The following is a 12,572-nucleotide window of genomic DNA, read 5'->3' on the forward strand; positions in this document are numbered from 1 at the left end:
GTGTGGATCACTCCATCGCGTCTTCGAGGTCGGACTGCGCGTCGTTGAGCGCCTTCTGCGGGGACTTCTGTCCGCCGAGGGCCTCCTGGATCGCCTGGACCATGCGGTTATTGAACTCGTTGAAGTTCGAGAGCTTCGGCCGCGCGCGGGCGTACTGCCCGGCCTCGATGTAGGGGGCCCAGTTCGACGACTCCTGGAAGTAGTCGCGTTCCCCGACCTCCTCGACGGTCGGCATGAACCCCTTGTTCGTCGCGTACTCGAAGTGACGGTCCGGCTCGAGGTAGAACCTGAGGAGGTCCTCCGCCAGGTCCTTGACCTCGGTCTGTGCGAAGATCGAGACGGCGTCGATCGTGTTCAGGCTGTACCGCCCCTCCGGGCCGGCCGGCACCTGGACGATCCCGTAGTCGAAGTCGACCTCGTCGTTCTCCTTCGCGGCGTCGATGTTGATCCCGGTGTAAACGTGAGCGATGACCATGCCGAGCTCGCCGGACTCGAACAGCTGACGGATGTCCTGTCGGGTCGACGAGAGCGGCGAGGGCTGGGTGATCCCGTACTCCTGATGCAGGTCGGAGTAGAGCCCGAGCGCCTCGACTCCCTCGTCGGAGTTCACGACCGGCCGCCCCTCGTCGTCGATCAGGTCGGCGCCGTGCGACCAGTGGTAGTGGTAGTACTGCGAGCCCGTCTCGATGGCGTCAGCTCCCGCGAGCCCGAGCGCGGGCGTGTCGGTCTCGTCGCGGATCTGCTCGCCGGCCGCGATCATGTCCTCCCAGGTGTCGAGCTGAGGGTCCTCGGGGTCGAGCCCGGCCGCCTCGAACACGTCCTTGTTGTAGTAGAGGCACTTGTTCGACGCGGCCCACGGCGCCCCGTAGTAGGACCCCTGATACATGCAGCCGTCCGCCATGCCCTGGTAGAAGCGGTCGCCGAAGTCGCCCTCCATGAGCTCGTCGATCGGTTCGAGCTCGCCCTTGCCGACGAGCTGGGGGATCCACCGGGCCGGCCAGCGAGCGACGTCGGGCGCCTCGCCCCCGTCGACGCGGTTGTTCACCGTCTGCTGGGCGTTGTCCCAGGTGACGCTGGTGAACTCGAGGGTGACGTCGTGTTCCTCCTCGAACTGCGCGTTGTTCTCCTCGAAGAACGACTCGATGTTGTCCCCGACGCCCATCGTCAGGAACTGGATCGTCCGTCCGTCGTCGCTGCCGCCGCCGCTCCCGCCTTCGGTGCCGTCTCCGCCCCCGGAGCCGCCGTCGTCACCGAGACAGCCCGCCAACGCGATGATTCCGCCGCCACCCATCGCCTCGAGGACTTTTCGCCGATCGATGCTCCCGTCAGTGTCGCTAATCTTGTCGGTCGACATCTGCGCTAGACATTCACTTGCGGTTATTAATATCTTTGGGTAGTCACAACGGTTCGCCCGCCGCGACGCCGATTCATCGGTTGTGCTCGTGGATGGCCGTGAACATGGCGCCGAGCTCGTCGGTCACGATGTCGTGGATGCGCTCGCCCTTCTCCGCGCTGGCGAGTTCCGGGGCGCCGATGTCCCCCGTGTCCGAGTACTCCTCGAACTCGCGGTAGACCGAGAGCTGGCCGCCCTCGAGGAGGTCCCCGCCGCCCCACTCGTAGTGTTCGTCCCAGCGCGTCCCCTCCTCGATCATCGCGTCCACGACCAGGTCGGGACGGAGGTAGAGCATGAGCGACGTCTCGTACTCGCCGCCGTGGGCCATGCCTCCCGGATCGCTGTCGCGGAGGGCCGCGATCTCCGACGCCGCGAGCTGGAAGTACGTCGTCCCGAGCACCTCCGCGTCCGTCGTCTTCCCGAGCGTGCTCACGAGCGCGTCGATGAGGGCGGCGTTCCCGCCGTGCCCGTTCACGAAGCAGACGGCGTCGAAGCCGTTCTCGAGCCCCGTCCGGCCGATGTCCTCCAGGGTCTGCCTGAGGTGCTCGAACTCGAGCGAGAGCGTGCCGCCGAACGAGAGGTGATGCGGCGAGAAGCCGCTCCAGACCGGCGGCGTGACGAGGATCGGCACGTCGTCCCGCAGCGACTCCGCCGCTCCGTGGACCATCGCCTCCACGAGGAGCGTGTCGGTGATCACGGGCAGGTGGTGTCCGTGCTGTTCCACGCTCCCGACGGGAACGACGAGGATGGAACCGTCCTGCCGACCGACATCCTTGATCGCCGCGTACGGTTTGCCAGCCCATTCCCACTCGTTCGTACCGATGGTCTCGTGGATCATTGGACCGTCCTCACGTCGCGTGCTCCGCGGCCGTCTCGGTCGGTACCCGGTCGCCCGTCTCGTCGAAGAAGTGGACGTCCGCGACGTCGAAATCGAGCATGACTCGCTCGCCGGGGTCGGGTCGGAACTCGTTGTCGACGCGGGCGATGATCTCCGTCTCCCCGCCGTCGTCGGTAGGCGGAGTGAGGTAGAGGTAGTTGTCCGCGCCCATGGGTTCGACGACGTCGACGTCCGCGGGGATCCGACCGGCCCCGTCGGCCGGATACAGGTCCTCGGGGCGAACGCCGAGCGTGTATCGGCCCGGCGGCAGCGACACGTCGAGGTCCGTCTCGAAGCTGTCCCCCGTGACGGAGATGCCCCCGGGGGTTGACTCCACGTCGACCTCGAAGAAGTTCATGCTGGGAGAGCCGATGAACCCGGCGACGAACCGGTTGTTCGGCTCGCCGTAGCAGACCTCCGGTTCCGCGATCTGCTGGAGCTCGCCCTCGTTGAGGATCGCGATCCGGTCGCCCATCGTCATCGCCTCGGTCTGGTCGTGCGTGACGTAGATCGTCGTGACCCCGAGCTCCTCGTGGAGCCGCTGGAGCTCCGTCCGCATCTGCGAGCGGAGCTTCGCGTCGAGGTTCGACAGCGGCTCGTCCATCAGGAAGACCTCCGGGTCCCGGACGATCGAGCGACCGAGCGCGACCCGCTGCTGTTGTCCGCCGGACAGTTGCTTCGGGTACTGGTCGAGGAGTTCGGGGATCTCGAGGAGGTCGGCGGCGTCCTCGACGCGCTCGTCGATCTCGGCGTCGTCGTACTCCCCGGAGAGCCGCAGTCCGAAGGACATGTTCTCCCGCACGGTCATGTGCGGGTAGAGCGCGTAGTTCTGGAACACCATCGCGATATCCCGGTCCTGCGGCCGAACGTCGTTGACGACCTCCGACCCGATCGTGATCTCGCCGCCGGAGATCGTCTCCAGCCCCGCGACCATCCGGAGCGTCGTCGACTTCCCGCACCCGGAGGGACCGACGACCACGAGGAACTCGCCGTCGCGGACGGTGAGGTCGATGTCCTCGACCGCGAGCACGTCGTCGTAGACTTTTGTGACGTCTGACAGCTGTACTTGGCTCATTGTAGCCTGTCGGCATCTCCATAGCGGCACACAAAAAATTATCGGCGGACAACGCGGGGACCGCCGACCGGATCCGCGTCCGAGTCGACAGCCAATTTTGACGATGACAAAGATTATGCCGATCGCGACGGCATGAGAAACCATGACCGATGATCGTTCGCCGAGGCGGATCAAGTCCGTGGGGATCGCGTTTGACATACTCAAAATACTCAGAAATGAGGAAGGAGCGACGGTGACCGAGATCGCCGAGGAGATCGATCGCTCCCCGGGCACGACGCACACGTACCTCGCGACGATGCAGGAAAAGGGGTACGTGAGAGTCGAGGACGGCGAGTATCAGGTCGGGCTCTTCGCGCTCCCGCTCGGGGAGTACGTCAGAGCCACGTCGCGACTGTACCAGGTCGGGAAGCCGGAAGTCGATAGACTGGCACAGGAGACGGGCGAGGCGGCACACCTCGTCGTGGAGAGTCACGGCCGGGAGATCCTGCTGTACGAACAGTTCGGCCCCGACGCGGTCGGCGAGGATCTCTACACGCGGATCAAGGGGTATCCTCGTCGGAACCTCCACTGCTCGGCCGCGAGCAAGGCGATCCTCGCTCACCTCGACGAGTCACGGCGAGACGAGATCCTGGCAGACTACCAGTTCGTCGCGCGGACGCCGAACACGATCACCGACGAGGAGACCCTCCGCGCGGAGCTGGAACGGGTCCGGCAGGTCGGCTACGCGATCAACGACGAAGAGCAGATCACGGGCGTCCGCGCGGTCGCCGCACCGATCGTCCACGAGGACACGATCTACGGTGCGATCAGCCTCTCGACACCGACGAGCCGGATGCCGGAAGACGAGTTCGTGAGCACGGCGCCGGAACGAATCCTCGACGTCGCAAACGTCATCGAAGTGAACATCCAGACGCCGTAGCGGAAGCCGCGATCCGATCCTCCCGGCCGGCCGCGATAGAAATTAAAGATCGTGATAATACGGCGGAGAAAGACGGAAACGAGGTTCCTCTCGAAGCAGTATCCCAAAATTTGGAAGAGCACCGGCGATAGAAACGAAGGGGAACGCGGAGAGCACTCCCGAATCCCGCCCACATCAATTTGACATTGGCAAAACATCGGAGCGACATCGAAGCGACGCGATCGGTCGAAGAGGGCATTACAGCGATACGCACGTAACGGCACAGTCGAGCGAGCGGATTCACAGTCACACGACCGACGTGAAACGACCGGACGCCGAGTGGACAGACGGTAGAATACTCAGAATGGAAAACAACAAATATATCAAATACATCTTCACGTAGACATATAGGGTAAGACGGTCTCCCAGGGAAACGAAACACGGGTCGAGCAGGTGAAAGGTGCCGTAACGGTACGGCTGAACTCAAGACGTACAGATACACGGAGATCAGCCACGTCAAACGGTGAGTCGTGAACACCGTGTGTGACAGGAGATCTTTAGACCTTGTAAAAATTTTGGAATTTCTACCCATTCCGCGATCTGACCCCTCGGTGAAAAAGTAGCACGTTGAGTATATTTTCTATATCCAACCAGATGAGATATGTTTTCGTGTCCGCCGACGAGCACGGGTGGGCGATGGCCGCACCCACAGAAGGTCGAACGAGGGGGGAAGAGCGTAGCCGATCAGCTGCCGCGACCGACGTCGGGGCGGAGCGTCGAGGTGGACTACCGAACGGCCGTCGAGGGGCACCGTCGCGATGCGGTTTCGGTCAGGACTCCCCACGGTCCGGACCGTCCGTCGCCTCGCCGGTCGGGTCGCCGCCCCCGATCGGGAGAATCCGCGCCGGGAGCCCCGCGGCGTCCGGCGCGTGAACCGCGACGACGCGGAGGAGATTCGCGAGGAACGCCAAGAGTCCGAGCGCGGCGAGCGCGAGGCCGGCGAGCGCGAGCATCGACGGCGCGCCGACGCCGACGAGGTCGGCGGTCGCGGCCGCGAGCACCAGCGCGCTCCCGCCGACGGTGGCGACGAGGTCCGCCCGCGCGAGCCGTTCGCCGGTGAGGTCGTCGATCGTCGGGACCGGTTCGAGTCCGACGCGGTCGCTGTACCGATGGACCCAGATCAGGAACGGGACGACGTGGTACAGCGTCCCCGCCACGACGAAGCCGATCGCCGCGAACAGCAGGACCGGGCCGACGGACGGGGTGCCGAACCTGAGCGCGGGCGCGAGGACCCCCGGACCGGAGGCGCCGAGGACGGCGGCGCGGACCCACGCCGCGCCGGCCGTCAGCCCCCACGCCAGCAGCGCGAGCGCGACGACGCCGTACCGCGGGAGCATCGGCGTCCGGGTCCCGGTCGCGCGCCGCACCCGGCGCAGCAGGAACCAGCCGAGGGCGGCCGCCGCGGCCGCGACCAAGGCCCCGCCGACCGTCGCCACCGGGGCCGACGCGACCAGCCGCCCGCCGGCCAACAGGACGACTCCGACCGGGAGCGCGGCGGACTCGACGCGGCGGAGCCGGTCGTCGAACGCGTCCGGCTCGCTCTGCGTGAACATCGGTCCGAGCTGATAGAGCGCGCCGGCGACCGTCGTCAGGACGCCGCCGAGGACGGCCAGCGTGGCGTGGGCCGCGACCGCCGACGCGCGCGTGACGCCGGCGACGGGGAACACCGTGGTCCGGAAGTCCAGCGCGAGCGCCGTCGCCAGCGTCATCGCAGTCGCGAAGAAGCCGAGCGCGAGCGCGAAGTGCGCCTCCGTCACGTCCCACGGTCGGGCCGCGAGCAGCGTCCGAGCGACGTTGTAGACGAAGACCGTGACCCCGAGCACCATCGCCAGCGCGAACGGCGCGCCCGCCCCCGGGCGCCCGAGCCAGAGCGCGCCCGCGAACCCGGGCACGCCGCCGGCCACGAGCAGGAGTTGCAGGCTCGCCAGCCGCCGGGAGTGGAGTCGGAGGCCGGACCACACGGGGACGAACTGCGTGACCGCGCCGAGGATCGTTACCGCCACCCAGCCGACCAGCAGCAGGTGCGCGGTCGCGACGCGGGCGAACGGCGGGGCGGCGCCGACTGCGACCCACAGCCCCGCAGCCGTCCCCGCGAACAGGAACCCCAGCCCCACGAGGAAGTGGCGGACCGGGATCGCGAGCGGTGGCTGCACGTCCGTCGAGAGGTCGCCGGGAACCGTGCTCATGTTCGGAGCCAAGGGCGCCACGCGCCTCGGTGTACGGGCGAACGTGTTCGGCTCAAGGCGGATGCTCGGGGGCCCACAACCCTCGAGTGCATGACGACGCTAGACGTCCGCGAGATTCCGCCGGTGAACAGACACGACCGGATCCACGAGGCGTTCCACGCGCTGGAGCCGGGCGAGTCGCTGACCATCGTGAACGACCACGACCCGCAGCCGCTCTACTACGAGATGGCGGCGGAGATCCCGGAGTTCGACGAGGAGGGCTACGAGGTGGAACAGGAGGGGCCGGAGCGGTTCGTCGCGGACCTGCCGAAGGAGGCGTGACCGTGCCGGACGCGACGCCGACCGAGGACGAGGAGACGGCCGCGGACGGACGGACGGCCGACTACGAGACGGCCTCGCTCGAAGAGCTGGAGGCGACGCCGCACGCGACCGTCTTCCCCGACGCCGAGCCGCGGACCGTCAGGCTGTCGCTGGCGGCCGACGAGCGCGTCCCGACGCACGACCACCCCGGACGGGACGTCCTCATTCACGTCCTCGACGGGGAGATCGCGCTCGAGTTGAACGACGAGACGGTCGCCCTCGCGGCGGGCGAGTTCGTCCGGTTCCCCGGCGAGACCGACGTCTCGCCGCTCGCGCGCACCGACGCGACCGCGCTGGTCGTGCTCGCGCCGCGAGCGGACGACTGAGGCGGGCGCCGCGAACGGGCCTCCACGTTTCGGGGCTTTTTGAACGTCCCACCAGTCGAGGACACTTCACAGCCGAAGCGTTCGACGTGGGGCACGCGCTATCGGCGATCACTAACTGAATGTCAGTTATAGGACAGGAAACCGGATCGGTCGCGGATCTGAGTGTTCTCTAACTGTGTTTCTTCAGCAGTTTTCTGGCACTCGTATCCAGATACTCATTGCAGATGGGGCACTTCTTCCCGATGTCCAATTCATCGATGTCCTCGAAGACAGTACCACAGTTCCCGCCAGCATCCTCACATGTTACTCGAACCATATCCAGATGTCCTGTCGAGGATACATAAAGTCACCTCTAGACTCGAGAGTAATACCCTGTGTTGAGATATACTCGGGCTTCGACGATTCTGTTGCGGACGGGGATACCGAACACTGTGAACCACCTCGGGGGCAAGCCCCGAGGCACTCGGCCTGCTTCGCCCGTAGAAGCGCAACGAATCTACCCCCGGTGTCTCTCTGAGACGGCAAGTGCTCCGAACACGTTCGGGGGAAGCTCCGGGGGATCGCGGTCCGTAGCGTCGCCCGATGCCCCGACTGGACGCCGACTTCGAAAACGCGCCGACGCACCGCCCCACGGAGACGCTCGACGTGCGGGAACTCGGCCCGCCGAAGCCGCTCTCGCAAACGCTCGAACGGCTGGCGGAGCTGGACGACGAGACGGTCCTGATCCAGCGCAACGACCGCGCGCCCCAGCACCTCTATCCGAAACTCTCGGACCGAGGCTACGTCTTCGAAACGGTCGAGCAGGCGGACGACGGCGGGAGCGACGGGCGCGGCAAAAGCGGCAAGGTGGTCGTCACCGCCATCTGGAGGGCCGAGCCGTGAACTGGCTCCGCGGCGGCGACGCGGACGACGACGTCTTCGACGAGGAGGGCGCGTACGTCCCCGAGCACCTTCCCGAACCGGGAGCGTTCCTGGACGGCCACGAGGTGTTGACCGGCGACGACCACCTCGCGGTCCACGCCGCCTCCCGGGAGCGGTTCGAGGAGTTCGGCGTCTACGACGCCACCTTCGGCTACAACCTCGCACAGCTCAACCGCGACACCCGGCATCCCGACGCCGGCCTGCGATACGCGGTCGACGACGTGGCCCCGGACGTGCTCCGCGTGGAGTTCACGCCGACGACCGCCTTCTGTCCCCAGAGCGGGACGCTGGTGACCGGGATCTTCCGCGCGTGGAACGCGAGCGAATCGGAGTACCGGCTCGTCTCGGTCCGCGTCGCCCCGATGCATCAGCACAGCGAGGCGACCAACGAGAAACTGGCCGGGCTGGAGGAGCGATACCTGGAGACGGGCGAGGTCGCGGTCGACGAGGAGTCGCCGACCGCGTCGGGCGCCGACGAGTCGGAGACGGGCACCCGCGAGGACGGCGGCTCCGGCGCCTCCTCCGCGCCCTTCTGAGTCCCGAACGTGTTCGTGGCAACCCGGAGGAGCCCGGGGCCCCTACGTCGGCGTGATGTCCACGACCGACGACTCCGACCCCGCGACGGAGGTGCTGGACGTGCGCAAACACGAGGGACCGCCGTTCCCGCTCATCGAGGAGGCGCTGGAGGAGCTCCCGCCCGGCGAGTCGCTGACGCTCGTCAACTCCTTCGAGCCGGAACCGCTGTACGACGTGCTGGACGACCGCGGGTTCAGCTACCGGACGGAACGGGTCGACGAGGGGGAGTGGCGCGTACACATCGAGCACGCGTAGCGCGCGGCGGTCCCTCGGTCCGCCGACTCACCCGATCCCAGCCCCAACCCCGACCCCGTCGGCGCCGGTAACACGCGGATCACTACCCGACACCGATGTCCGCGAGCGCTTATGCGTCCGCCTTTCCTAGCGATCGGTGCGCAACGCAGTCCCATCTATCCACATGTCTCAGAAAGCCGATTACGCAGACGACGCTCAGATCGACGAGTCGCTCGACGACCAGCCCGACGACGAGACCATCGCGGAGACCGTCGCGAATCTCGAGGCCAACGGCTTCGAGGTCGCCGTGGTCGACAGCGCCGCGGACGCGCTCGAAGCCGTCCAGTCGCGGGTTCCGGCGGGCGCCTCGGTGATGAACGGCCACTCGACGACCCTCGAAGAGATCGGGTTCGCGGAGTACCTGAGCGAGAGCGACCACGAGTGGGAGAGCCTCCCCGACCGGATCTGGAGCATCGACGACGACGCGGAGCGACAGGCCGCGCGCCGCGAGGCGCAGACCGCCGACTACTTCCTCGGGAGCGTCAACGCGATCGCCGAGACCGGCGAGCTGGTCGCGGCCGACCGCTCGGGGAGCCGGATCGGCGCCTACCCCTTCGCCGCCGACAACGTCGTCATCGTCAGCGGCGTGAACAAGATCGTCGACGACCTCGACGCCGCGCTCGACCGCCTCGAGTCGGTCGCCTATCCCCTGGAGAACGAGCGCGCGAAGGACGCCTACGGCGTCGAAAGCGCCGTCGCGAAGCAGCTGATCTTCCGGCAGGAACTCGAGGAAGGGCGGACCACCGTCGTCCTCGTTCGCGAACGGCTGGGGTACTGAGGGGGAAGCGGTCGGCTCAGTCCTCGAGCCGCGGGAACTGACCGATCGTCTCCTCGCGGAACGCCTCCTCGTCGAAGGCGTACTCCTCGTCGAGGAAGTCGATGACCTGGTGAGTGTCGCGCATCGCGTTCTTCAGACACGTCGAGGCGCCCGGCGAGGGCGTGATGTTGAAGATGACGTCGTCGCCGGTGAGCTTCGCCTCGCCCATGTCGAGCGACTTGCGCTCGGTGTCGACGATCTGCGGGCGGACGCCGCCGTAGCCCTTCGCGCGGTCGATGTCCTCGAGCTCCGCGGTCGGGACGACCTTCTGGACCTCGGGGAGGAACGCGCGCTTGCCGACCTCGGGCACGTCGTACACGAGGTTCCGGAGCACGTAGGGAAGCAGGATGCGGTCCGCGAGGATGTTGGCGTAGCTGAGCGCCGCCGCGGGGCGGAGCCCGAACACGTCGAAGAAGTCGCTCACGGTCGAGATCCGGCCGCGTTCGAGCGTCGGGACGACCTTCGCGGTTGGGCCGAAGCGCGTGATCGAGCCGTCGTGGACGTCCGCGTCGCCGTGGACCGCCGCGAACGGGAGCTTCTTCATCTGGAGGGTGTACACCTTCCCGTTCAGGAAGTCGTCCGCGAGGAAGAAACTGCCAGCGACGGGGAGCAGCGAGAGGTGCTCGCCGTACCCCATTTCCTGGGCGATCTGGAGGCTGTGGGAGCCGGCGGCGACGACCGTCGTGTCGGCGTACAGCAGGCCGGCGTCCGTCTCGATCCGGAAGTCGTCCGTCTGCTCGGTGATGTCCGTCACCTTCGTGCCCGTCAGCACGTCGACGCCGTCCTCCTCGCGGGCCTCGTCGACGAACGACTGGGAGGTCATCCCGTAGTCGACGACGTAGCCGTCCGGCGTCTGGAGCGCGAGCATGTCGGTGTTCGGGTCGCGTCCCTCCACCACCTTCGGCTCCAGGTCCTCGATCTCGTCGCGACCGATCGGGCGGAGCTTCGGATAGAGGTCGCCGAAGCCGTCGTCGTGGTACCGCTTTTCGAGACTGCGGACCTCCTCGTCGCCGACGCCCAGCACCATCTTGCTCCGCTTGCTGTGCATCTCGCGGTCGGGGTCGACGTTCTCCAGGTAGCCCGCGAGCAGCTCCGCCCCCTCCTTGACATCCTCCGCCTTCTCCAGCGTGTAGTTCGTCTCGATGTCGCCGAAGTGAAGCGTCTGGGAGTTGTTCGTGTGATGGGAGTTGATCGCCGCGATCTCCTCCTCCTTCTCGACCAGCGCGATCCGTTCGATGTCCGTAAACTTCGCCGCGGTGTACAGCAGCGACGCGCCGCTTATCCCACCGCCGACGATAACTAGGTCATATTCTTCTGACATGTGTTCCGACCTCCGAGCACGTGCCTCGGTCTACGTTATCCGTCGACACTCCCCCAACTTAACACCGTTTATCCGTTCCCGACGGATCGACGACCGTCGAGGGGGTATTTCGGCCGGTTCCGGCCACCGATTCACGTCGTTCGTCGAACCCCCGGTTCGGCGGTCGTGAAGGGGCCGAAGAGCGACGCCGTCAGACGGGGTGGTCGACGACCACGCCCCGGACCTCGATCCGGGCGCCGCCGTCCGCGGCCGCCGTCACCGACGGCTCCCAGCCGTGGGCGTCCGCGATCGCGGCGACGATCCCGGTTCCGAGCCGCAGTTCCCCTTCCCGTGAGACGGCCGACTCGAAGAACCCGTCCCGCTGGTCGGCCGGGATACCGGGGCCGTCGTCGGCGACGTAAAAGCCCGGCTCCTCGGCGAGCGGGCCGACGCGAACCCGCACGTCCGCGCCGGCGTGTTCGACGCAGTTGCGGAACAGGTTCTCGAACAGCTGGAGGAGCCGGCTCCGGTCGGCCCGAAGCTTCAGGTCCGCCTCGACCGACAGCGTGGCGTCGGCGGTGTCGACCGCTTCCCACGCCGCCCGCGCGGTCGCGCCCAGCGAGACGACCTGGGTGTCCTGGACCTCGTGGCCCTGCCGCGCCAGCGTGAGCAGGTCGGACACGAGCTCGTCGATCCGGTCGAGCGCACGCGCCGCGGTCGAGAGGTGCTCGGAGTCGTTCCCCTCCCGCTCGATGTCGACCCGTCCCAGCGCCACCGCGAGCGGGTTTCGGAGGTCGTGAGCGATCACGCCCGCGAACGACTCCAGCCGCTCGATCCGCGTCTCGGCCCGCTCCCATTCCATCTCGTGTCTGACGATCCGGGCGACGAGCTCCGCGAACGTCACCTCGGCGTCGGAGAAGGGACGGTCGCGCGGCGCCGACGAGACGAAACAGATCGTGCCGAGCTCGTCCTGGGTCGTCTCGAAGGGGACGCCGAGGTACGTCTCGAGGCCGTGCACCTCGTAGGCGCGCTCGCCCGCCCACCCCTGTTCGGCCGCGTGATGGAGCGCGACCGTCTCGCCGCGCTCGATCGTCCGCTTGCAGTAGGACTCCTCGTAGCTGCGGACGACGCCCGCGGGGTAGTCGCCGTCGGGCGGGTCCGTGCTCTCGGTCGCGACCCAGTAGTCGCTATCCGGATCGATCCGCGTGACGTGGGAGTTGTCGACGCCGAGGTGCTCGCGTGCCACCGCTATCACGCGCCGGACCGTCTCGTCGGCGTCGAGGTCCTCGTCGTCGGCCAGCCGGTAGATCTCCGCGCGCGCCGCAGCCGAATCCTCGATGTCCGTCATGAAACTGATCGCTCCGTCAGCCTCTCTCGCAGATGCTGATAAGGATTACTTAAGAAATAACGGGGGTTACGTGCGCGTTCGGGTTCAGTCAACGGTTCGAAGGCTGAACGCGAGTCCCCGGGTCGGAGAACGCTCGGAAAT

14 protein-coding genes are annotated in these 12,572 nt (G+C 67.0%); 7 read left to right on the forward strand and 7 right to left on the reverse strand.

The annotated features are described in order from the left end of the window. Positions 1-7: 7 nt before the first annotated feature. From ACQE3L_RS07560 to ACQE3L_RS07570, 3 genes are all read right to left on the reverse strand, one after another. Complete coding sequence (locus ACQE3L_RS07560) at positions 8-1,354, reverse strand: ABC transporter substrate-binding protein (RefSeq protein ID WP_426963168.1); 1,347 nt, start codon at positions 1,352-1,354, stop codon at positions 8-10. Between the two features lie 73 nt (positions 1,355-1,427). Further along, positions 1,428-2,231, reverse strand: a complete 804-nt coding sequence (locus ACQE3L_RS07565) for a creatininase family protein (RefSeq protein ID WP_426963169.1) — start codon at positions 2,229-2,231, stop codon at positions 1,428-1,430. Positions 2,232-2,241: 10 nt separating this feature from the next. Then, complete coding sequence (locus ACQE3L_RS07570) at positions 2,242-3,345, reverse strand: ABC transporter ATP-binding protein (RefSeq protein WP_426963170.1); 1,104 nt, start codon at positions 3,343-3,345, stop codon at positions 2,242-2,244. A gap of 142 nt (positions 3,346-3,487) precedes the next feature. Between ACQE3L_RS07570 and ACQE3L_RS07575 the strand changes: the two genes are divergently transcribed. Further along, positions 3,488-4,264: an IclR family transcriptional regulator gene (locus tag ACQE3L_RS07575; protein ID WP_426963171.1), complete on the forward strand. Its 777-nt coding sequence runs from the start codon at positions 3,488-3,490 to the stop codon at positions 4,262-4,264. An 809-nt stretch (positions 4,265-5,073) separates the two neighbouring features. Here ACQE3L_RS07575 and ACQE3L_RS07580 read toward each other — a convergent pair. Further along, the gene (locus ACQE3L_RS07580) at positions 5,074-6,489 is read right to left on the reverse strand and encodes a hypothetical protein (protein ID WP_426963172.1); all 1,416 of its coding nucleotides are present in this window, start codon (positions 6,487-6,489) and stop codon (positions 5,074-5,076) included. A gap of 90 nt (positions 6,490-6,579) precedes the next feature. Here ACQE3L_RS07580 and ACQE3L_RS07585 point away from each other — a divergent pair, with 90 nt between their 5' ends. Together ACQE3L_RS07585 and ACQE3L_RS07590 are read left to right on the forward strand one after the other, a co-directional pair. Continuing rightward, positions 6,580-6,810, forward strand: coding sequence for a DUF2249 domain-containing protein (locus ACQE3L_RS07585; protein ID WP_426963173.1), 231 nt, complete (start codon positions 6,580-6,582; stop codon positions 6,808-6,810). A 2-nt stretch (positions 6,811-6,812) separates the two neighbouring features. Next, entirely contained in the window at positions 6,813-7,175 is a 363-nt protein-coding gene (locus ACQE3L_RS07590; RefSeq protein WP_426963174.1) for a cupin domain-containing protein, read from the forward strand. A gap of 169 nt (positions 7,176-7,344) precedes the next feature. Here ACQE3L_RS07590 and ACQE3L_RS07595 read toward each other — a convergent pair whose 3' ends face one another. After that, positions 7,345-7,491, reverse strand: a complete 147-nt coding sequence (locus tag ACQE3L_RS07595) for a hypothetical protein (RefSeq protein WP_426963175.1) — start codon at positions 7,489-7,491, stop codon at positions 7,345-7,347. Positions 7,492-7,757: 266 nt separating this feature from the next. Here ACQE3L_RS07595 and ACQE3L_RS07600 point away from each other — a divergent pair, with 266 nt between their 5' ends. The 4 genes from ACQE3L_RS07600 (at position 7,758) to ACQE3L_RS07615 (ending at position 9,744) form a co-directional block, all read left to right on the forward strand. Next, the gene (locus tag ACQE3L_RS07600) at positions 7,758-8,057 is read left to right on the forward strand and encodes a DUF2249 domain-containing protein (protein WP_426963176.1); all 300 of its coding nucleotides are present in this window, start codon (positions 7,758-7,760) and stop codon (positions 8,055-8,057) included. Continuing rightward, positions 8,054-8,632, forward strand: a complete 579-nt coding sequence (locus ACQE3L_RS07605; RefSeq protein ID WP_426963177.1) for a DUF7998 family protein — start codon at positions 8,054-8,056, stop codon at positions 8,630-8,632. The genes ACQE3L_RS07600 and ACQE3L_RS07605 overlap by 4 nt, the downstream gene beginning before the upstream one ends. Positions 8,633-8,687: 55 nt before the next feature. After that, the gene (locus tag ACQE3L_RS07610; RefSeq protein WP_426963179.1) at positions 8,688-8,927 is read left to right on the forward strand and encodes a DUF2249 domain-containing protein; all 240 of its coding nucleotides are present in this window, start codon (positions 8,688-8,690) and stop codon (positions 8,925-8,927) included. A 163-nt stretch (positions 8,928-9,090) separates the two neighbouring features. Beyond that, positions 9,091-9,744: a lactate utilization protein gene (locus ACQE3L_RS07615; protein WP_426963180.1), complete on the forward strand. Its 654-nt coding sequence runs from the start codon at positions 9,091-9,093 to the stop codon at positions 9,742-9,744. Positions 9,745-9,760: 16 nt separating this feature from the next. Here ACQE3L_RS07615 and ACQE3L_RS07620 read toward each other — a convergent pair whose 3' ends face one another. After that, complete coding sequence (locus tag ACQE3L_RS07620; RefSeq protein ID WP_426963181.1) at positions 9,761-11,104, reverse strand: FAD-dependent oxidoreductase; 1,344 nt, start codon at positions 11,102-11,104, stop codon at positions 9,761-9,763. 190 nt (positions 11,105-11,294) lie between these two features. Continuing rightward, complete coding sequence (locus ACQE3L_RS07625) at positions 11,295-12,431, reverse strand: sensor histidine kinase (RefSeq protein WP_426963182.1); 1,137 nt, start codon at positions 12,429-12,431, stop codon at positions 11,295-11,297. Positions 12,432-12,572: the final 141 nt, after the last annotated feature.

It is taken from the genome of Haloparvum alkalitolerans, from assembly GCF_050122995.1.
Classification (GTDB): Archaea; Halobacteriota; Halobacteria; order Halobacteriales; family Haloferacaceae; genus Haloparvum; species Haloparvum alkalitolerans.

What these genes read in the sequence shown, in the direction of transcription:
- ACQE3L_RS07560 (WP_426963168.1), bottom strand. Translation starts at nt 1,354, where the DNA reads ATGTCGACCGACAAGATTAGCGACACTGACGGGAGCATCGATCGGCGA.
- ACQE3L_RS07565 (WP_426963169.1), bottom strand. Translation starts at nt 2,231, where the DNA reads ATGATCCACGAGACCATCGGTACGAACGAGTGGGAATGGGCTGGCAAA.
- ACQE3L_RS07570 (WP_426963170.1), bottom strand. Translation starts at nt 3,345, where the DNA reads ATGAGCCAAGTACAGCTGTCAGACGTCACAAAAGTCTACGACGACGTG.
- ACQE3L_RS07575 (WP_426963171.1), top strand. Translation starts at nt 3,488, where the DNA reads ATGACCGATGATCGTTCGCCGAGGCGGATCAAGTCCGTGGGGATCGCG.
- ACQE3L_RS07580 (WP_426963172.1), bottom strand. Translation starts at nt 6,489, where the DNA reads ATGAGCACGGTTCCCGGCGACCTCTCGACGGACGTGCAGCCACCGCTC.
- ACQE3L_RS07585 (WP_426963173.1), top strand. Translation starts at nt 6,580, where the DNA reads ATGACGACGCTAGACGTCCGCGAGATTCCGCCGGTGAACAGACACGAC.
- ACQE3L_RS07595 (WP_426963175.1), bottom strand. Translation starts at nt 7,491, where the DNA reads ATGGTTCGAGTAACATGTGAGGATGCTGGCGGGAACTGTGGTACTGTC.
- ACQE3L_RS07600 (WP_426963176.1), top strand. Translation starts at nt 7,758, where the DNA reads ATGCCCCGACTGGACGCCGACTTCGAAAACGCGCCGACGCACCGCCCC.
- ACQE3L_RS07610 (WP_426963179.1), top strand. Translation starts at nt 8,688, where the DNA reads ATGTCCACGACCGACGACTCCGACCCCGCGACGGAGGTGCTGGACGTG.
- ACQE3L_RS07615 (WP_426963180.1), top strand. Translation starts at nt 9,091, where the DNA reads ATGTCTCAGAAAGCCGATTACGCAGACGACGCTCAGATCGACGAGTCG.
- ACQE3L_RS07620 (WP_426963181.1), bottom strand. Translation starts at nt 11,104, where the DNA reads ATGTCAGAAGAATATGACCTAGTTATCGTCGGCGGTGGGATAAGCGGC.
- ACQE3L_RS07625 (WP_426963182.1), bottom strand. Translation starts at nt 12,431, where the DNA reads ATGACGGACATCGAGGATTCGGCTGCGGCGCGCGCGGAGATCTACCGG.